Here is a 21,149-nt window from a genome sequence, read left to right on the forward strand (position 1 = left end):
TTTATTTTATTATAATGCTTGTTCTAAGTCTTCTAGTAAATCTTCTACATCTTCAATACCTACTGAAATGCGTACAAGTCCATCTACTATCCCCAGTTCAGCACGACGTTTTGCTGGAATAGAAGCATGTGTCATACGCGCTGGAATGGATATCAAGCTTTCTACTGCACCAAGACTCTCTGCTAATGTAAAATAACGTAACTTTGAGAGCATTTCTTCTGCTTTTTCTGCACTTCCTACATCAAAAGAAATCATACCACCAAAGCCTGTTGCTTGTGACTTTTGTAATTCGTGACCAGGGTGATTTATTAATCCAGGGTAATATACTTTGCCTACCTTACTGTGTTGTTCCAAAAACTCTGCTATCCTTTGCGTATTTGAATTTACTTCTTCTACTCGAATTGGCAAAGTTTTTATTCCTCGCATTAGTAACCAACAATCCTGAGGCCCTAATATTGCGCCTACAGAATTTTGAACAAAATGTAATTGTTCTGCTAGTTCTGCATTATTTACAACGACAAGACCTGCTATTACATCACTATGCCCACCAATATACTTTGTTGCACTATGCAGAACAATATCTGCTCCAAGTGTGATTGGCTGTTGCAAATAAGGGGTTAAAAAAGTGTTATCGACAATTGTTAGTAGTTGATACTGTTTTGCTAAAATACTTATCAGCTTTATATCTGTTATTTTCAACAATGGGTTTGTTGGAGTTTCAATATAGATAGCTTTTGTATTAGGTTGTATTGCATCTTCTACAGCTTGAATATTAGCAGTATCAACAAAAGTTGACTCAATACCGAAACGATTTAAAACTTTTGTAAAAACTCTAAAAGTTCCTCCGTAGACATCATCAGTTACAATAATATGATCTCCTTGTTTTAAAAGCATAACTACTGAGCTTACAGCAGCCATTCCTGAACTAAAAGCAAATCCAGCATGTCCATTTTCAAGTTCACTAATTAAAACTTCTAATGCATGGCGTGTTGGATTTCCTGTTCGAGAGTATTCATACCCACGAAATTTACCAACAGCATCTTGTTTATAGGTGCTTACTTGATAAATAGGGGTTGATACTGCACCAGTTGTTTCATCACCAACAATACCAGCATGTATAAATTTTGTTTTTGCTCTCATTTAAACAGACCCCTCTTCAAATAATTCGTATATAGATTGACTTAGATAGCGTTCACTCGAATCAGCAAAAATGGTGACAATATTACTTCCTGGTTTTGCCACTTGAGCTTCAAGTAGAGCGGCGTGGAAAGCAGCTCCGGCAGAACTCCCTACAAGCAGGCCTTCTTTCTTAGCTAACTCTTTTAATGCGTGAAAAGCATCCTTATCTTGTATAGTATGGATGGCATCAAAATACGATTCTTCCATATAATTCGGTAAAAATTCCATTCCAATACCTTCCGTAACATGGGATGCTGCCTTTCCTCCATTTAATATGGAGCCAACCGGTTCTACAATGACTGTTTTCAACGTGGCTTTTTGCCTTTTTAAGTAACGAGCTGTTCCCATGAAAGTACCACCAGAACCTGCCCCTGCTACAAACACATCAAGGTTCCCATCTAAATCTTTCCAAATCTCAGGACCAAGTGTATATTCATATGTTGCAGGATTTGCAGGATTGGAGAACTGTGATGGTGAAAAAGAATCCGGTATGTCTTCAAGCAGTTCATTTACCTTTTTTATAGCGCCTTGGATTCCTAATGCTGTTGGTGTATTGATTATTTCTGCACCTAAAGCTTTCATTAATGTTTGTTTTTCTTGACTGAATTTTTCAGGAACAACGAATATCACACGATAATTTTTTCCTATTGCAGCAAGTGCTAAACCGATTCCCGTATTGCCAGCAGTCGCCTCAATTATCGTACTGCCGGGGCGTATTACTCCCCGATTCTCCGCGTCCTCCAATAATGAATTGCCAAGGCGATCTTTTACACTTCCACCAGGATTTAAATACTCTAATTTCGCAAATATACGACAATTATTAGGAATCTTAATATGGATAATTTCCATTAAAGGTGTATTGCCTATTAATTGCTGAACATTGTTATACAAAGCCATATTTAATCCACCTTTTAAACACTTTTTATAAATCATTTTTTGCTTGCTTCCATATACCAAACATAATCGTTTAATTGTTCAAACTTAACGTCAAAACATGCTTGTTGAAACATTATTTGTAGTTTTGGAATTGTTGTATAATACTCCCGTTCTAGATCATCAGCGACTTCATGGAAACCACGAGCCCTCTCCTTAGTTATCATTGCTTGCATATGCTCTTCAGTTGCAAATGCTGTATCTGCAAAAATCACTTTGCCTCCAGGTTGTAATAACTTAGAATAGGTTATTAAAGCTTCTAGTTTTTCACCATCCGTTAAATGATGAAACACGTAGGTGCTAACGATTGAATCTATATGTTTAATTTCTATCTCGAAGTTTTGTAAATCACCGTTAATAAGCTGTACATTGGGACATCTTTCCCTCGTAATTTCAAGCATAGCCTCATGTGGTTCAATGCCAATGACTGTTCTTCCAGCAGCCTCCAACTTAAGCGTCAAATTTCCTGTGCCAGTTCCAAATTCAATTACTGTACCTGTTGAAGCGTTTGCAACTTTATCTAATATACTTTCATAGCCTTCGAAAACATCACGATATTCTTTATGCTGACCAGTTACTGATGCTTCGTATGACTTCGCCCATTCATCGAAAAGATAAATAAATTCCCTCCCCATTCTTACAGCCCCTATCTTTATTAATCTTATTTAAATACTTGGTATTAGGTTTTAGTTTGCCTTTAAAATATGTCATAACACTTTTCTCCACTATATGACTCACTATTCTTATTGGTGAAAACTTTTTTTAAATGAAACACAAATTAAAAAGTTGTCTAAAGTTGATTTAAATCAACTTTAGACAACTCTTCATTCAATTCAATACTTAAAATAGTCCTACAGCATTACCTTCAGCATCAACATCCATTTTCAATGCTGCTGGAGCCTTTGGTAAACCAGGCATTGTCATAATATCTCCTGTTAAACAAACGAGGAACTTGGCACCTAGTTTAGGGATAATTTCTCTTACTGTTACTGTAAAGTTTTCTGGACGACCTAACAAGGTTGGTTGGTCAGATAAAGAATACTGTGTTTTTGCCATACAAATCGGTAGAGCATCCCAACCAAATTTTTCGATTTGTGCTATTTGTTTTAATGCTTTATCTGTAAAGTGAACATCCATTCCCCCGTATACTTTTTGAACAATTGTACGGACTTTTTCTTCAATTGACGCCGAGACATCGTAAAGTGGCGTGAAGTTATTTTCTTCGTTAATAACAGATAGTACTTGATTAGCTAATTCAATACCGCCTTTACCGCCTTCTTCCCAGACATTCGTACGGGCTATTTTCACATTATTTTCTCTACACCAATTTAAAATAACAGAAAGCTCTTCTTCTGTATCTGTGATGAAGCGATTTAAAGCGACGATAGGTTCAACACCGAAGTTACGAATTGTATCCACATGCTTAGCTAAATTTTCAATTCCTTTAGTAATAGCTTCTACATTTTCTGCTTTTAATTCGGTCTTCAGTGCTCCTCCGTGCATTTTTAATGCGCGAGCTGTTGCAACAATTACAACAGTACTAGGTTTGAATCCACCTTGCATTGCTTTAATATTCATAAATTTCTCAGCACCTAAATCTGCGCCAAATCCCGCTTCTGTCACAACGATATCCGCTAACTTACGTGCTGTATTTGTTGCTGCTATCGAATTACATCCGTGTGCAATATTAGCAAATGGACCACCGTGAATAATAGCTGGAGTTCCTTCTATTGTTTGAACCAAATTAGGCTTAAACGCATCTCTTAACAATAGTGTTAGAGCGCCTTCTACTCCTAAATCACGAACAAACACTGGTTCTCGCTGATACGTATAGCCAATAACAATATCCGAAATACGTTTTTTCAAATCTTGTAAATCTTTTGCTAAACAGAATATAGCCATAATTTCTGAAGCTACAGTTATATCGAAGCCGTCTTCTCGTGGTGTTCCTTGTACAGGACCACCTAAACCAATAACAATATTACGAAGTGCTCGATCATTCATATCTAAGCATCTTTTCCAAATAATACGTCGTGGGTCTATTTGCAACACATTACCTTGCTGGATATGATTATCTATTAATGCAGCAAGGGCATTATTTGCAGTAGTAATTGCATGGATGTCCCCAGTGAAATGAAGATTTATGTCATCCATTGGCAATACTTGAGCGTAGCCACCACCAGTTGCTCCGCCCTTCATACCCATTATCGGGCCAAGTGAAGGTTCTCGTAATGCAACGATGACTTTTTCATTTAGTTGGTTAAGTGCATCAGCAAGTCCTACGGTCACAGTCGATTTACCCTCGCCTGCAGGTGTAGGGCTGATTGCTGTTACAAGAACGACTTTTGCGGAAGATGTATTTTTGTTAAGTTTTAATGGATTAATTTTAGCTTTATAGTTTCCGTAAAGTTCCAGTGCTTCTTGCGGTATACCTGCTTTTTCTGCAATCTCCGTAATAGGACGCATTGTAGCATTTTGTGCAATTTCTAAGTCTGATAAAGGTTGAGCGGTTTTAGACACAGCAGATCCCTCTTTCGTTTACTTTCTTCATTTTCTAGTGTTAAAGATAATGAGATGAAATCTTTATAATTTTCTATCTAAGACTATTATAAATTACTTTCCCCAACAAAACATTTGCTTATTCGACAATCAATTGACAACTTTAGTTTTATTCGTAATATTTATATATAGTTTTTTAACGTTTCATCACACAGATAGGCAAAATAAAAAGGTGCTGATTTCTCAGCCCCTCATGTATAAACTGTATTCATTTCTCTAAAGTCATATGTTGATAATTCTTTTATATTCCCTAATGTAGCTAGTATACTATGACTTGTAAATATATCTATATTAACCTCCGTATTATTATCCTCCTGTATCATTACAACTGGAATACCAAGAGAAAAGCAGTACCCATAAATTCAACCTTTAGATTAATGAACATCAGACTTATGATTTAAAAATACTACTCTATTCGCTTTCTCAATACAACAAACAAAATATTCAAAGAAGTGAGATGCCCAATCATAATCAGCATTAGCTCTCACAAACATATTATATAATCCCTGTCTCAAAGGTATAATACTCTGTACAGTCGGATTAGAATGTACCTCCTGCTCAACAGTCTCTAATTTCTTGCGATCTTCCTCAGTCATCATATTTCCAACAACTAATACTTGCAACATTACCACCTCCAAAATAAGCCTAACTAACTTAGTTATAAATTAGTATGAATGCTATTCAAAATGAAAAAAAGAGCTAAAACCGGCGACGGATTTTAGCTCTTTTTGTTATGCGAACGAAATAGTTTTGCGATCTTCGAATTTTGGAATCCAGTCACCGTGTGCTTCAATTAAATCATCGCACATCGCAACGATGTCATCCATCGATAATTCAGCGGCCGTATGAGGGTCAAGCATTGCTGCCTGATAGATGTGTTCTCTCTTTCCGCTGACGGCTGCTTCAATTGTTAAAAGCTGTGTATTAATATTTGAACGGTTAAGGGCCGCCAATTGTTCTGGAAGATCTCCTACATAGCAAGGAGTGATTCCGCTGCGGTCAGCAACACATGAAACTTCAACAACCGCTTTTTCCGGCAAATTACTAATTAAACGTCCCGTATTTAAAATGTTGCCGCCAAATTTGAATGGAACATTTGTCTCAATCGCTTCAATAATATGGGAACCATATTCACGAGTACGAGTATGGGTAAGCTGAGCATCGTTAACAATCTCGTTACGCATTTTTTCCCAGCGTTCAATTTGCTCTACACAACGACGCGGGTACTCATCAAGAGGGATATTGAATTTCTCGATTAGGTCCGGATAATTGCGTTTAATGAAGTACGGATGGTACTCGGCATTATGCTCAGATGATTCCGTTACGTAAAATCCGAATTTATCCATTAACTCAAAGCGGACCATATCATTATGTTTTGATTGTTGTTTTTCTTTTGCACGACGTTTAATTTCCGGATATAAATCTTTGCCGTCACGCTTGATTTCGAGGAGCCAGGCCATATGGTTAATACCAGCGATTTTTTCTTCGACGCCCTCATGATCCATTCCTAAAGATTTTAAAAGGTGCTCGCTGCAAACTTGTACGCTATGACATAATCCGACTGTTTTGACATTTGTATAGCGCAGCATTGCTCCTGTTAATGTTGCCATTGGATTTGTGTAGTTTAAAAACAGGGCATCCGGACAAACTTCTTCGATATCCTTGGCGAAATCCCACAAAACTGGAATGGTACGAAGCGAACGAAAAATCCCGCCAATCCCGATTGTATCGGCAATTGTTTGGCGAAGGCCGTATTTTTTAGGAATTTCAAAATCTATTACTGTACTTGGTTTATAGCCGCCGACTTGAATTGCATTTATAACGTATTTTGCTCCTCTTAAAGCTTCTTTGCGATCTGCATAGGCTTTCACTACAACATTTGACTGTACACTTTGTTTTAAATTGTTTAACATATTTTCGGAATCTTTTAAACGTTGCTCATCAATATCAAATAATGCGAACTCAAACCCAGCTAATGCCGGAACAAACATGCAGTCACCCAGAACATTTTTTGCAAAAATAGTACTTCCTGCTCCGATAAACGTAATTTTCGACATACACTTACCTCCTGAAAAGTGAAACAGAGACCGTCAATCTTTTAAACGAGGATAAAAAATTGCTTTTTAAAAAAGATGATTGTCTTGTATTCAACTTTAATTTATTTGTTGTTATAATAATGATAAAACGTTTACATGTTAACTACAATGGTAAGTTATTGTGATAGGAGGGTATAATATTGTCTTTTACTCACGAGAGAAAAAATTTGAAGGATTATGGAACGTACGGTTTTCGTTTTCAAGAACCATTCCCCAACAATGTGGTAAACATTTCAGTGCTCGGGGTGGAAACGAAAATGCTCGGTGAAGTCTATGATTGGCACGGATTAAAGAGGAGAGATGTCGGCACATATGTGTTTCAATATACTCTGTCAGGATTGGGAAGGCTTGATATAGGGGGTAACAGTTATTCATTGGAGGCGGGGGACGCATTCATTGTCGAGATCCCAAGCGATCATCGTTATTTTCTTCCAAAGGATAGCAAAGGATGGGAGTTTGTATTTATTACGTTAGTAGGGAAAGAAGCAGCCGATTGCTGGCGGTTTATGAAAGAACAGAGTGGCCCTGTCTTAAAAATCCCTCCAGACTCCAAGCTGATTCAGCTCTTGCTGAAAATCTATCAAGACACATATGACCAAAAGATTACAGACGCATATTATGCCTCTGCAAAAGCTTATGAATTTATTATGGAGTGTTACCGTTTTACAAGGAACATCGAAAAAGCATCGAAAGGTTTCTCTCCTCAGATTACAAAAGCCCTATCCTTTATTCAAACACATTATCATGAACCGCTTACACTCGACGAAATAGCTACCATATCTGGTTTCTCAAGATATTATTTTATTAAGCAGTTTCAGCATCAACTGAATATGACACCTGTTCAATACCTTACTAAAATCAGACTTCAAAAAGCAGCGGAACTTCTTCGTTCAACGAGCCTCACTGTTACAGACATTGCTGATCAGGTAGGATATGCAAATGCCAACTATTTCAACAAAGTGTTCCGTAAAGCAATCGGTGTATCCGCCGGGACATTTCGTTCCAGCAAAGACTTTGTCGAGATTAATCATTTGATCATTGATTAGGCTCATGGCAACACAAAAGAAGTAGGTCAATAAAAAAAGTTAAATTTAGATGGATTTTCTTCAACAAACAGGCGCTTTTCTAGAGTTTCGCATCTATGTGTTCACCGCAAAGACCAGCTACTATAATAACAAGATAGTAGCTGCTCTTTTGTATCAAAAAAATGAAAACTACAACACTCTATGACCAATTCCAAATCTGTTCGTTTGATTATCGACTCACACCTCGAAAAATTATTATTTTTTTTAAGATTGTTTATTGCTGCTCTTTAGATTGTAAGTCTGAAGCACCCTACCCATCTTGGTGGTAATCTGCTTGATTCCCTGCGAATTTGAGTACATTCATCCTTTACAATATAGTCACCGGGAACACGGATACTACCGCCATTGATAATTGAGCATGCAGCTAAAAAAGATCTTCGATTGAAGATCCTTTTTTCAATGCCCATCATGCTTCATTACGTTAACGATCCCATATGTTGCGTTTTTTTTGAAAACACCCGATAGCTGATTGAGATTATTAAAACACTTAGCGGACCAACACTAAGGACAGGAAGTAGCCCTGGTATGGCTGTAACAACGTAATAAATAATTACTGTCCCAACAATCATTAATATCGAGTGCATAGGATAAGACACGGCATATAGGAATGAATACTTAATATATTGGAAAATCTTGATCTCATAATGAACTAATAATGGAAAAATATAAAAACAAGCAGCAAAATAAATCAATAAAACACCCATTAGAATAAAAGAAATAACATAGGAAATGATATTTTCCATTTGTTGGAATAATCGAATATCAATATACAATAAAAAACCGATGAGAAGCATAAAAAATGTCACTAGATTCGCTTTAACAAATCCCTTCCGATACGTATCCCAAAAGACAGAAAAAATCGGAGTATCTTCTTTGCCCATTACCCATTTTCTTGAAATTGCAAACATAGCTGCGGAAGCTGGAGCTGCACCAAAAACAATGAAACCGAGCAAGGTAAAAAAAATCCAAAGTATATTTATATAAGCAAATCGCATAATCCATTCACAAAGGCTATAAATCCTTCCTATTAGACCTTCCATTTCTTCCACCTAGTTATTTATATACTATAATGAATTTATAAATATAGATAACTAAGCTTCACCTCCATCCCTATATAGCACTTGCACATATCGTTTCCCCTTCATTCACCGTTACGATAGCAAAAGAAGTTACTACTCCATCCAGACCATATTCATGTTGTAGATCAACCGTTACGTTGTTAATCAAACATTGATCCTTTTTATATGAAAACTGAACTTTCCATGTTAAAGTATTTCCGGAACGATTCGTTAAACTTGTTTCTCGATTAGAGTGATGAGAAATATCAATTACATTATTTAAAATAGGTACATTCCTCATTATTGCCCACTCTAGTTCATTCGGTAATTGAGACATAGTTGTTATTTTAGTGTCACCATTTGCTGAAATCCCCATCATCCCTGTTGCAATCGAACCAATCACGGCATAAGAAACCTCTGGATATTCTCTTCTAATTAAACTAGGGTCTATTAATTCTAGCAATATAGCATAAGCTTCCTCTTTGTCCCCATTTTTATAATAAATCTCTGGGAAATAGGATTTTCCTTCTACATTAACAACGCCATTCCGTTTTACGTCTTTTAACGCCAGTTTTAATTTTTCCTTATCAGAAATAAGTCCAAAATAAAGCGGTAAAAAATTAGCTATATCATAATAAGGCTCATAAAATTCTCCATTTTGTAACCGTGCGCCATAGAATCTTGATGATTCTTCATTCCACCAATCATTTTGATATATTTTTTGCAACTGTGCTGCTTTTTCTTTATAAACTTTTTCTAATTGATGGTTGCCTTTTAACTCATTTATTTTCGCAAAAGCACTATAACCTGCATACTGTGCAGAAATTAAATCTCCTGCAATAAGCGGCTGTAACCCATCTTCATTATAAGAGGCAATACCACGTCTTCCATACTCAGGATAATGTTCCATTAACCCATCATTATCTTTATCCCAAACTCGTACATATTCATTAATTGTTTTCTCATAAAATGTTACGAATTTAGAATTATTGAGGTACTCTGTATCGCCTGTCCAAAGGAATTGCCGATAACATGCGTCTAAAATATCAAAATTAGCAGGAAGATTGTACCAAAAGTCAGAATCAGATTGATAATCTACAGGGGCTGGGGTATTTTCCTTATTGATTTCCCAATAACTACACCAATCTCTCACACTAGAAATTCCCTCTGCAAATTTAGATAACATATTCTTTGTATGATTCTGAAGTCCTAGAATGGCAGCACCTGCACTTTGATGCGCTACATCACGCATACAAAATGCAGCTCTTCCTGGTAAAGCAGCTTCATACCACAATCCAACAACATCTTCACCATTATGGGCATAGGAAAGTGCTTCTTGTTTTGCCCACGTAAATCCTTTATTTAGAAAAGTAGAAGAAGATTCGAATTCTACCTTCCCTATTGATTTTTCCACTTCCACATCATTCATTTATAGCCAACCTTTCTTAGTAAGAAGTTAACTGAGGTAAATTTCTAACTGCCTATCCTAATTCGGGTGATTAGAAAAAATCCTATCTATTATTTTCAAATTTATTTACAGTGCTTTGCCGAATAATAAGCTTTGTAGGGACGACTAATTTCATGGAAACTTCCCTCCCATTTAACTTTTCATCCAATAGTCTAACTGCGGCTTTTCCCATTTCATTAGAATATACTTTTATTGTTGTTAGTGGAGGAGTCATATATTGGGCAATTGTAATATCATCAAATGCTACGATGGACACTTCATTTGGGATACTTATGCCAGCCTCCTCAAGAGCTCTGTATGCACCAATAGCCATTGGATCACTCGCTATAATAAACGCAGTAGGCAGACAATTATTGCTTATGGCTTTTTTCATTAACTCATAACCAGTTTGTGTAGTAAATTTGTCCCCAATAAAAACATGGTCTTCATTAAACAACCCTTTGCTTTCCATATATTTTCGGAAACCTTTTAGTCGTTTATCCATCTGCCTTGACCCAGCTTTTGACCCGAATTGATGTAAAAAAACCGTTCCCCCGATAAACCCTATTGACGCATGGCCATTTTCCAGCAGATGGTCTAGTGCTTTATATGTCGCTTTTTCAAAATCAACAATCACAGAATCAAACTCTTCATCATTTGGGGAATAATCAACAAATACGATATTTTGTATTTGTACGAAAAACGGATTTAAAAAATCAAAATCTATTTTCCCAATCACAATTAAAGAATTTAACCCACTCAAGCTTTCATATGAATCATAATTAATCCATCGAATAACTTTTGAAATTTCTAAACCATATTGATATAATTCCTGCTCAACACCTTGACGTATAGATAAGAAATAAGGATCTTCATCTTCTACCTTTTCTGAACAATAAATGATCAGACCAATTTTCATATCTTTAAGTTCATGCTGCTTTTTAACGCTCTTTCTTTGAGGTAAAGTATATTGAAGCTTTTCTGCAACTTCGTTCACTTTTTTTCTTGTTTCTTCTGTTACGGATAAGGAAGAATCGTTGTTAAGTACTCGTGATACAGTAGATGTTGAAACATTAGATAACTTAGCAATGTCTTTAATTGTCGCCATCCAAAAACCTCTTTCTCTTTATAACCCAAATTTTCAGTTAATCTTTACTAAATTAATTACTATCATAGCAAAGACCTGATGAATCGACAATTTTATCCTTTTTTTATCATAAGGATTCCTGATTTCTGCACATGCAACCGATTTAAACCAGCGTGTAATGATAAGAATTGTTTCTTTACTAAATGACCACAGCAATCATATATTTCTAAAGTGTGATCCATAATGTCTTCTTCTAAGTCCAGTACAAGTTCTTCTTTTAAAGTGCCATTCACAATAATTAAATTTGACACACTTGATTTTCCGCTTTTTACAACAACATCCCCATAGACAGCAATAATCTTTGTCACATCATTTTCTGCACTTACTATAGGATATAATAGTTCTGGTGCTTCGGCTTTTAATTTACCGTTCAATAATACATCTCGGTGTTCCTTCCAAAAACCTAACCAATATTTAGCCATCTCTAAATGACTATGAGATAAGTTTTCAAAGCGCATCGAAAATTGCGGTACACCGAATAAGACATTGATTAGCTGTAAAGCAGCACTTTCTACGGTATCTTTTTTATTCCACATAATCGGGTCGGAATGAACCGCTGTACTCCCGGAGAATAAACGCAAATCAATAACACCAACACGATTAGTAATGGCATCATTAGGACAATCCATTACACGGAAAATATTACCGTATTTTCTCATATGTGGGCCAATATATCTTTGTCTAAACTCAATCATAATACTTGGTTTGATGACTCGAAGCCTTTCCATAACATCTGTTAATAACCGATCTACAGCTTCTTGAACAGATTCAAAATCCCGATTTTCATCTGGCTCTAAAGCCTTTTCATTTGCTCTTCTTACGTCGAAGTTATCTATAAAATCAAATTTAAACCCGTCTATATTCCATTCCTTTAAAGCAGTTTCATAAACGGAAATGAGATATTCTCTTACTTCTGGATATCTAGGATCAAGCACTCCTGCCTGAAGAGATTCCTGAAAATATAAAATTTTATTGCGAAACTGATCCCAGACTTTAGCATGCTTCCCGACAAATGGAACACTATACCACAATAAATATTTCATCCCCATGGCATGTACTTTCTCGACATGTTCCTTCATATTAGGTATTTTACTTGCTGCAACCTCCCAATCACCACAATAAGCATACCCACGCTGATTGTCTTCGGTTTGCCACCCATCATCAACAATAACAGCTTCACATCCAAACTGTTTAGCATGCCGGGACTGTTCTTCAATTGCGTGATCCGTTACATTTTGGTGAAAACTATACCATGTACAATACATAGGGAGTTTAGATTCTTCCGGAACAATAGATGGTTTATTATTTTCGATCGTTTCATACCATTTGGAAATCTCCTCAATTGCTTCATAGTAAGGAATGTCCCTTGTGTCAATTCGAATCGTTGCATGATATTGCTTCATTTTTTTTGTTTGTTCAGTGAATAATGTAATGTGACATTTAATTGTCCCATTTTCTTCATGTACTCCAAGATTAAAACCCACTGTTTCCATCACTTTAGAATAAGCAACCGAGAGACGATTTTTCCCATCCTGGCTATAAAAGCAACCAACAGGTGCAGAAACGGTTCCTTTTGAGGAAAATCCACCATCCCAATCTACTCCAAAACTTTTACTGCGACCTGAACCAGGATGCCAATACGATTGAATATCTATAATGGGATAATGCCAAATAAGATCGACTTTCGGAAAATGAATGAATTCCTTTGCATCAATTTGAACATTCACATAGGTAATATCATTTATTTTATATTCCTCTAGTTTTACATCCACAATCGGATCACAAACTGCCTCTATTTTAATATTTTGTTGTGTAAGCATAGCGCTCCCTCTTTTCTGTTAAATTTATTTTTTTACGAATTAAAAAACAAAGAATATTTTTTATGATATATCTGATTATTCTTTTACTGACCCTAATGTAATACCCCCAACGAAATATTTTTGTGCAAATGGATAAACAAAAATAATAGGCAAGGTAACAAGAACCGTAGTAGCTGCTCTTAAGGTAATAGGAGAGATATTTCGGTATTTTGAATAAGCTAACTGTAAATCTTGAACTTGTTGAATGGCTTCTACCTCTAATAGTAATCTACGTAAATAAACTTGTAAGGTATCCCATTCTCCACTTGGGTTATAGATAAGTACATCAAACCATGAGTTCCAATGACCCACTGCACTAAATACCGCAATGGCAGCAAAAACGGGAATCGACATTGGGATCAAAATCTGAAAGTAAATCCGCAATTCACTACAGCCATCCATTCTTGCAGACTCAAAGATGGAATCCGGAAGGTTTTGTATATACGAAGCCATAAGCAGCATAAAAAATGGACTAAAAAGAGCTGGCAGCCAATACACTGTAAATGTATTAGATAAGCCTAATTTCATGAAAAGTAAATAAGTTGGGATTAATCCTCCGCTAAAAAACATCGTGAAAACAAATAATAGTCTCATAAACTTACGACCTGAAAAATGCTTAACGGTGACGATATAAGCTAACAGTCCCGTACATAAAACACCTGTAACGGTCCCCACTACAACACGTAAAATAGAAATGCCAAACCCTTTAAGTAAATCTTCATTTTGAAACAATACCTTATATGAATCTAACGAAAATTCTCGTGGCCATAAATAAATACCGCCTCTTGCAGCATCTACACCATCGTTCAGTGATAGTGCAATTATATTAAGAAAAGGAAATAACATTATAGATGCAAAGCCTATCATCAAAACTAGATTCACCTTATCAAAAATCCTGCTTCCTATGCTTTCTTTAATAAACCCTTGCTTCACGCTCTCACCAGCTTTCTTAGTACACTGAAGTATCAAAAAACTTTTTACAGAATTTATTTGCGCCAACTAATAAGATAAGCCCGATAATTGACTTAAATAATCCTACGGCTGTCGCATAGGAATAGTTACCTAACTGAATTCCATATCGGTAGGAATAAGTATCAAAAACTTCCCAATATTCCCTCGTTTGAACATTCCCAATTAACAATTGCTGTTCAAAACCAGCGTTCAAAATTCCACTAATTCCCAAAATCATCAGAATGACAATAGTTGGTCTTATACCTGGGATAATGACATGCCAAATCAGACCAAACCGCCCAAGTCCATCCATTTTTCCCGCCTCGTACAACTGAGAGTCAACACCAGCAATCGCAGATAAATAAATAATGCTTGACCAGCCTATCCCCTTCCATATATCAGCTCCAGTAATGACCCCCCAGAAATATTTCCCTTCTCCAAGAAAAGAGAGAGGACGATCAATTATTCCTATACTCATAAGGAATTGGTTAAAAACCCCTTCATTTCCTAATGTAACAAAAACAATACTTGCTACCACTACCCAAGACATAAAGTGCGGCAAATAGGATACGGTTTGTACAAATTTTTTAAACCGAGTATATTTTAATTCATGTAATAACAAAGCTAATAAAATTGGTGCAGGGAAACCAAAAACAATTCCAAGCCCACTTATAACTAATGTATTTCTTAACACCATCCAAAAATCCGGCGATTGGAAAAATTCAATGAAATGTTTGAAACCTACCCAATCACTGTCAAGAATAGCTCTCCCTGGTTCATAATCGATAAATGCCATAATCAATCCATACATTGGATAATAAGCAAATAAAAGCACCCACAATATAATTGGAATACAAATCAACCAGAGCTGTTTTTCTCGAAGAAAGGTGTTTTTAATTCTCTTTACGCCAGCCATCTTTTTTTCACTAGATATGTTGGATTTTGGAACCGCTTCGCCTTTTTCTGGCATTATGTTCATACTATCCCCCCCGGTGTCACTTTTTATCAATCTCAATTTTTGTTTGAGAGATAAAGAGGCCACTACCTCCTTATCTCTCTATTTTTACTTCCAATTCTTCAGTCTTTCCTTGTAAATTTTTGTCTTGTACTCTTCAATCTCATTTAAACCAGCCTTATTTACTTTTTCACGTAAATCTATAAATATTTTTTCAGCCATTTCTGGACTATTCGCCTGAACTGCCTTTGATATTCCTGTGTTAATTAACGTATTAATTTGTTCTTCTTTCACTGCAAGCGGATCATTAAGAGGGACGCTGATTGCTTTTAGCGTATTATCGAAAATAGTATCTTTTAAGTTTTCGTTTAAATCCCTTTTCCATTCAGCTTCATTATTAAAGTTTTGATCATACCACCAGTTTGTTTCATCTTCCATCATCCCTTGGTAGGCAACTATTGCATATTCACCTTGACCAGTCAAAAAACCCTTATCATAATCATATTTTCCGTTTATCAGCTCATTCTTTCTCTCTTCTACCCAGGTCCATTCTCCGGACTTATTGCCCCAAATAGAAATTTCCTCGTTCGGAACACCCCAACCTAATAGCTTATTTCCCATATCACTAAATGCAAAATTAAGGAATTTAATAATTTTTTCAGGATCCTTAGCCTTATCTGTAATAATTGTTCTAGAGGAACCAATCGTATTCTTTGGTGATAGGTAGGCTTGATCAACACCAGGTGCCTTTAGGCCAATTTGTACATAATGGTCATCAGGTTTCCAATTTTTATCTGTTTTCTGCCATACCTCGTGTCCTGCATTCCAAGAATGCCACCAAGGCCCAATAGACCCAAAAACTCTCTTATTTGAAAACATTTCTTTCCATTGGTCAAAATCATTTATAAAACTATTAGGGTCTAATAACCCCTCAACTTGAAATTTGTTTAAATACTTGGTTAGTTCAATTCCTTCTGGTGTATTAATCCAGTGAGTCAAGTTACCATTCTCATCTTCTTTAAAGCCATCTTTTAAGCCCCATGCACCGGCTAAAACTTTATAGATATAGCCAGTTTTCCAATTCTCACCAGATAATGCATATGTTTTTTGTCCATTTTGATTTACTGGTGTATTAGCTTGCATCTCTTTCAGTAGATCAAAATACTCTTCAGTAGATATTGTTTTAGGCTTTCCTATTTCTACCCACTTTGTATATGGAATATTAGCTGAATAATCCGGAATAGGGAGATAACCCCAGTAATTTGGCAGTCCATATAATTTACCATCCTTATCTAAGTAACGTTTATACGTATCTCCTAATTTCTCTTTAATAGTAGGGGCATACTTATCAATATATTCTGTTAAATCAATCGCCCGTTTTTGATTTTTCCATTTTTCAACCTCTGCAGGTGATAAACCGGTAATCACTTCAGGGTAATCATTCGAAGCAAGCATGAGATTAAGACGTTCCTTAGGGTCTGTTTCTGTTACTTTCTTATTAATTTTCACATTAAACTGCTCTAGAAGAAATTCATTTAATAGTTTTGTATTTTTTTCTACATCTTTAGGATTTAATTGGCCAGCATAATATGAGAATTCTAATGTATACTTTGGCACAGTCCAACCAAACTCATTTTCCTTTCCAGCATTTGGATGCGGCTCTCCAGAGGAAGCCGTCTCATTATTATTACACCCTGCTACTATTGAAATAAATAATAGACCAACAAGAAACAAAGGAAAGTATTTTTTCATTTCTACACCTCTTTAGTAATAGTAAAAATCTCTCTAAAAATTTCCGTTTATCCTAGGCAAATGTAATCAACGACTAAAAGTGGATCATAGCAAGAATTTATCTCCCTCTTTTTACCTGAAAAATCCTGTTTAGATTAAAATAGTATAATCATTCATTTTTTATTTTTATATTACCTTCTTTCTCTAGTAGGAATAAAAAGCGCTTACATTTCCCAAATAGAATTTCTAATTTCCATCATGATGTTTAGTAAACTAGTTCAAATAATTTCAGGAAACTTTAGTAAATTATATTCTATGGATATATTATCAGGAATATTCAGAAATTTCAATATACTTCTTCTTGCCAATCCATTAAATTCTTTGGAGGAGGACCAAGGGGACGGTTCTGGTGACTTTTTGTTCTATTGATAAATAGACTAAATCCTCATCAATCGGCACTTATTTAATCTATTCGGAGGCTAAAATTTTTGTAAGTTAATTAAACGTTTGATTAAATTGATGTATCTCCAATTGATATCAATGTTTCTTCTCTTCATTTCAATAAATAATTTACTAATATTGGATTTACATCTGGTTCCACTCAGCCAATTTTACCTACACTAATCCTAAACCGACAAACCCAACAAAATATCCTTCAGAAAAACTAATTAATCGTTTGATTAGATGTCGGAAAACGCGCAGTAAAAGGAATAAACCCATTTTGCAACTAAAAATTTTGTAAGTTATTTAAATGTTTGATTAAACATAGCACTGTCTCTCATCGATGGTATTTGATTATAGGTACAGCAGGAGGAAAGATGAATCTTCAGCCAAAGGAAATATTTAAATTGAGGATTAAAAAGGAAGTATGATAACGTTTATCAGCTTCCCTTTTGGGTGAAAATTATCTTGATGAAGGCTTTATTTTTGCTAAGAAGGAAAGACAACCAGTCTATCCGATTTTTATTAAAACCGTTGAAAACAGAATGGCTCGATGGTCAAAGTCAGCCGGAGTAAATAAAGAACTTACACCACATTCCCTTCGTCATACACATACGTCGTTATTAGCAAAGGCTAAAGTATGATTAGAAGAGATTATGGATCGTTTAGAACATTATGATGATGAAACAACGAAGATCGTTTATCTCCACGTAACGAAAGAAATGAAAAAGAGACTTCTCATAAATTTGCTCAATTAATGAGAAGCCTCGATTATAATCCTCTATGTTAGCAAAATGTTAAAATTTCACTTTCACCTTACATACAAACCCTTATATATCAAGGGTTCAGACGGCTTATTACATCATGCCGCACACAAAAGAAATTGAAACTGAATAAAATAAGTACATATAAGTTGATGTGATTCATTTTTTCTCTAACTTTTTAAGAGTTTCATCATTTCGCTGTCTCCGCCTCATTAACATTCTTTCCAAAGTTATCAAGCAATGCACGCACTTCATCTGTTGATTTCGTGTTCATCAGTTGATTTCTTAATTCAGCAGCTCCAGGGAATCCTTTAACATAAATTTTGAAAAAGCGATGAAGCCCTGTGATTGAACGTGGTAATACTTCCGCATATTTATCTTGAAGGTCAAGCTGCAGTCTTAGTAGATCAAGATATTCATTACTGCTATGCTCTTTTGGCTCTTTTTCAAAAGCAAAAGGATTTTTAAAAATACCTCGCCCGATCATAACACCATCAATCCCGTATTGTTCAGCAAGCTGCAGCCCAGTTTGACGGTCAGGAATGTCTCCATTGATTGTTAGTAACGTATTTGGTGCGATACGGTCACGTAATTTTTTGATTTCCGGAATCATCTCCCAATGCGCATCTACTTGGCTCATTTCCTCTCTTGTACGTAAATGAATAGATAGGTTCGCAATATCCTGTTTAAAAATATGCGTTAGCCACTCCTCCCACTCATTTAAATTCTTAAAGCCTAGTCGTGTCTTCACGCTTACAGGCAGTCCGCCCGCTTTTGCTGCTTGAATAAGTTCTGCCGCAACGTCTGGACGGAGAATAAGACCACTCCCTTTCCCTCTCGTTGCCACATTCGGTACAGGGCAGCCCATATTAATATCGATGCCTTTAAATCCTAGCTCTGCCATGCCAATACTCATTTGACGGAAATATTCGGGATTATCCCCCCAAATATGTGCTACCAGTGGCTGTTCATCTTCTGTAAAAACCAAACGGCCCTGCACACTTTTCATTCCCTCTGGATGACAATAGCTATCCGAGTTTGTAAACTCTGTGAAAAATACATCCGGTCGACCGGCTTCACTTACTACGTGACGAAAAACAACATCTGTCACATCTTCCATTGGTGCAAGTACAAAAAATGGTCGTGGTAAATCACGCCAAAAATTATCTATCATTCCAAACTCAAATCCCCTCATTATGGTTACAACTTCAAACTCTAGGCCAAAAAATATAAAGCCAAATGTTTCACTTCTTTTACACTTATATCATGTTTAATAACTTATTATCAATCACAAGTACATTTGAAAATTAATAATTTGTGAAAAACGATTGTGAAATTCAGCACTGTTTATTTTAACGCAAATCGATCCTGAATGGTATTCTTATCACAACAAAGCAGATGGTATAGATTTTTTCTATATCGACTGCTTTTCTATTATACCAACTCCACGCGACCTCTTCACAATGTGGTTAGTGTAGAACGTGTTACAATATTACATTACATAATGTAGAAATATTTACTCTTCGTTTTTGCAGCATCATTTAAATGTCTAAACATTACTCCATTTATTAAGTCGACCTTATTGTAAAATTGAAGATGTCTTAAACCATCTTTAATAAAATTATCAAAGTCGGAATCACAATAAATTCCGAAATAATCACTCTTCCTCTATTATTATCAACTGATACACCTATGGCTATTAAACAGCCTATTAAATATCTTTCTGCTTCATTAAGATTTTCGTCGACTGGAGAAACAAAAAGATGTTAGCATTTCACTTTCACCTTACAGATCCTCATTATCTTATAAAAAGCAGGATATTTCTTCAGTTTCAACACGCTCACATGGCCTGGAATGTATTTAGGTGAGTTATTAGTTTTAAAATGGTCCGATATCGATTATAATAATGCTACAATAAGTATTTCAAAAACTCTGTATAATCCGAATAGAAATACTCTTATATATGATATTACGACACCAAACACCAAAGGATTTATAAGAGTTATCGACATTGAGCCAGAACTTATTGTGTTATTAAAAAGCAATTTGGAGTGCAAAATCGCTTGAAATCGACAATTGGTTTAAATTATTATGAATTAGATTTTTTGATTACTAAGTTAGGTCCTTCATACTTTGGTTATCCTTATCATTTGAAAACTGCGAATACTAGAATGCAATCAATACTTAGAATAATGAACACGATTAAAAAGCATTTAATATCACCTTCTTTTAGACATACTCACACTTCTTTATTAGCTAAGGCTAATGTTCCGCTCAACCTAATTATGGCTCAATTAGGGCATGAATCTGATGAAACTACAAAAAAAGTGGCTTCACAAAAATTCAGTGAGAAACCTTTAAGCTACACTATTTTTATTATAAGCATCAATATTTTAATAATATTCTTAAAAACCTTGTCATATCAAGGTTTAATGAATACTCTTCAATCAATTCGCATATAATATGTGATGGATTTCATGCTTGAACATTCTGTTTCATTTGGGAGGAACCTACATGCAACAAGGAAAAGTAAAATGGTTCAATAACGAAAAAGGTTATGGTTTTATTGAGTACAATGATGGTGAAGATGTATTCGTCCATTTCACAGGCATCCAAGAGGAAGGTTTCCGCACATTAGAAGAGGGACAAGATGTTAGCTTCGAGATTATTGAAGGTAATCGAGGCCCACAAGCAGCAAACGTAAATAAACTATAGTGAGTACAGCTATTCTACAAGTTTAACTTGAGAATAGCTTTTTTTATTAAGTGTAATTTAAGAACCTCTTTTATTGCATTCATAATGTTTGAATTTGATATTTATTTAATAGTAACTTTATTATGTCATTTCTATATTAGATATTATGCTGTATAAACAGGTTTAAAATATCTATAAGCAAAATAAAAAGGCGTGTCTAAGTATTAAAAAACTTAGATACGCCTTAACA

At 35.5% G+C, this 21,149-nt stretch carries 18 protein-coding genes; 4 read left to right on the plus strand and 14 right to left on the minus strand.

The annotated features are described in order from the left end of the window. Window positions 1-9 precede the first annotated feature (9 nt). The 6 genes from MHH85_RS13375 to MHH85_RS13400 all read right to left on the minus strand — a co-directional run bounded on the left by MHH85_RS13375 (window position 10) and on the right by MHH85_RS13400 (window position 6,728). Window positions 10-1,140, minus strand: coding sequence for a bifunctional cystathionine gamma-lyase/homocysteine desulfhydrase (locus tag MHH85_RS13375; protein ID WP_340707457.1), 1,131 nt, complete (start codon window positions 1,138-1,140; stop codon window positions 10-12). Continuing rightward, entirely contained in the window at window positions 1,141-2,076 is a 936-nt protein-coding gene (locus MHH85_RS13380) for a PLP-dependent cysteine synthase family protein (RefSeq protein ID WP_340707458.1), read from the minus strand. A 32-nt stretch (window positions 2,077-2,108) separates the two neighbouring features. Further along, entirely contained in the window at window positions 2,109-2,747 is a 639-nt protein-coding gene (locus tag MHH85_RS13385) for a class I SAM-dependent DNA methyltransferase (RefSeq protein WP_193739006.1), read from the minus strand. 205 nt (window positions 2,748-2,952) lie between these two features. Next, complete coding sequence (locus MHH85_RS13390; RefSeq protein WP_193739005.1) at window positions 2,953-4,632, minus strand: formate--tetrahydrofolate ligase; 1,680 nt, start codon at window positions 4,630-4,632, stop codon at window positions 2,953-2,955. Window positions 4,633-5,045: 413 nt separating this feature from the next. Continuing rightward, a complete protein-coding gene (locus tag MHH85_RS13395; protein ID WP_340707459.1) occupies window positions 5,046-5,297 on the minus strand; it encodes a hypothetical protein in 252 nt (83 codons plus the stop codon). Between the two features lie 105 nt (window positions 5,298-5,402). Continuing rightward, complete coding sequence (locus tag MHH85_RS13400) at window positions 5,403-6,728, minus strand: alpha-glucosidase/alpha-galactosidase (protein WP_193739004.1); 1,326 nt, start codon at window positions 6,726-6,728, stop codon at window positions 5,403-5,405. Between the two features lie 179 nt (window positions 6,729-6,907). Between MHH85_RS13400 and MHH85_RS13405 the strand changes: the two genes are divergently transcribed. Then, a complete protein-coding gene (locus MHH85_RS13405) occupies window positions 6,908-7,813 on the plus strand; it encodes an AraC family transcriptional regulator (RefSeq protein ID WP_340707460.1) in 906 nt (301 codons plus the stop codon). 455 nt (window positions 7,814-8,268) lie between these two features. Here MHH85_RS13405 and MHH85_RS13410 read toward each other — a convergent pair whose 3' ends face one another. The 7 genes from MHH85_RS13410 to MHH85_RS13440 all read right to left on the minus strand — a co-directional run bounded on the left by MHH85_RS13410 (window position 8,269) and on the right by MHH85_RS13440 (window position 17,021). After that, window positions 8,269-8,892 carry a YesL family protein gene (locus tag MHH85_RS13410; protein WP_340707461.1) on the minus strand — a complete coding sequence of 208 codons (624 nt, stop codon included), beginning with the start codon at window positions 8,890-8,892 and terminating at the stop codon, window positions 8,269-8,271. Between the two features lie 70 nt (window positions 8,893-8,962). Further along, window positions 8,963-10,339 (minus strand): MGH1-like glycoside hydrolase domain-containing protein, encoded by a 1,377-nt coding sequence (locus tag MHH85_RS13415; protein ID WP_340707462.1) that lies wholly within the window; start codon window positions 10,337-10,339, stop codon window positions 8,963-8,965. Between the two features lie 82 nt (window positions 10,340-10,421). Continuing rightward, window positions 10,422-11,465, minus strand: a complete 1,044-nt coding sequence (locus tag MHH85_RS13420; RefSeq protein WP_340707463.1) for a LacI family DNA-binding transcriptional regulator — start codon at window positions 11,463-11,465, stop codon at window positions 10,422-10,424. 92 nt (window positions 11,466-11,557) lie between these two features. Then, the gene (locus MHH85_RS13425; RefSeq protein ID WP_340707464.1) at window positions 11,558-13,324 is read right to left on the minus strand and encodes a glycoside hydrolase family 36 protein; all 1,767 of its coding nucleotides are present in this window, start codon (window positions 13,322-13,324) and stop codon (window positions 11,558-11,560) included. A 75-nt stretch (window positions 13,325-13,399) separates the two neighbouring features. Further along, entirely contained in the window at window positions 13,400-14,230 is an 831-nt protein-coding gene (locus tag MHH85_RS13430; protein ID WP_193741188.1) for a carbohydrate ABC transporter permease, read from the minus strand. Between the two features lie 82 nt (window positions 14,231-14,312). Then, the gene (locus tag MHH85_RS13435) at window positions 14,313-15,293 is read right to left on the minus strand and encodes an ABC transporter permease (protein ID WP_227752015.1); all 981 of its coding nucleotides are present in this window, start codon (window positions 15,291-15,293) and stop codon (window positions 14,313-14,315) included. An 84-nt stretch (window positions 15,294-15,377) separates the two neighbouring features. Then, window positions 15,378-17,021 carry a sugar ABC transporter substrate-binding protein gene (locus tag MHH85_RS13440; RefSeq protein ID WP_340707465.1) on the minus strand — a complete coding sequence of 548 codons (1,644 nt, stop codon included), beginning with the start codon at window positions 17,019-17,021 and terminating at the stop codon, window positions 15,378-15,380. Between the two features lie 872 nt (window positions 17,022-17,893). Here MHH85_RS13440 and MHH85_RS13445 point away from each other — a divergent pair. Next, window positions 17,894-18,085 (plus strand): tyrosine-type recombinase/integrase, encoded by a 192-nt coding sequence (locus tag MHH85_RS13445; protein ID WP_340707466.1) that lies wholly within the window; start codon window positions 17,894-17,896, stop codon window positions 18,083-18,085. 310 nt (window positions 18,086-18,395) lie between these two features. Here MHH85_RS13445 and MHH85_RS13450 read toward each other — a convergent pair whose 3' ends face one another. Next, on the minus strand, window positions 18,396-19,379 hold the full coding sequence (locus MHH85_RS13450) for a tRNA dihydrouridine synthase (RefSeq protein WP_340707467.1): 984 nt from the start codon (window positions 19,377-19,379) through the stop codon (window positions 18,396-18,398). 889 nt (window positions 19,380-20,268) lie between these two features. Between MHH85_RS13450 and MHH85_RS13455 the strand changes: the two genes are divergently transcribed. Then, window positions 20,269-20,667, plus strand: a complete 399-nt coding sequence (locus MHH85_RS13455; RefSeq protein ID WP_340707468.1) for a tyrosine-type recombinase/integrase — start codon at window positions 20,269-20,271, stop codon at window positions 20,665-20,667. A gap of 52 nt (window positions 20,668-20,719) precedes the next feature. Continuing rightward, window positions 20,720-20,920 carry a cold-shock protein gene (locus MHH85_RS13460; protein WP_053417169.1) on the plus strand — a complete coding sequence of 67 codons (201 nt, stop codon included), beginning with the start codon at window positions 20,720-20,722 and terminating at the stop codon, window positions 20,918-20,920. The last annotated feature ends 229 nt before the right edge of the window (window positions 20,921-21,149 follow it).

It is taken from the genome of Viridibacillus sp. FSL E2-0187 (genome assembly GCF_038006425.1).
GTDB lineage: Bacteria > Bacillota > Bacilli > Bacillales_A > Planococcaceae > Viridibacillus > Viridibacillus arvi.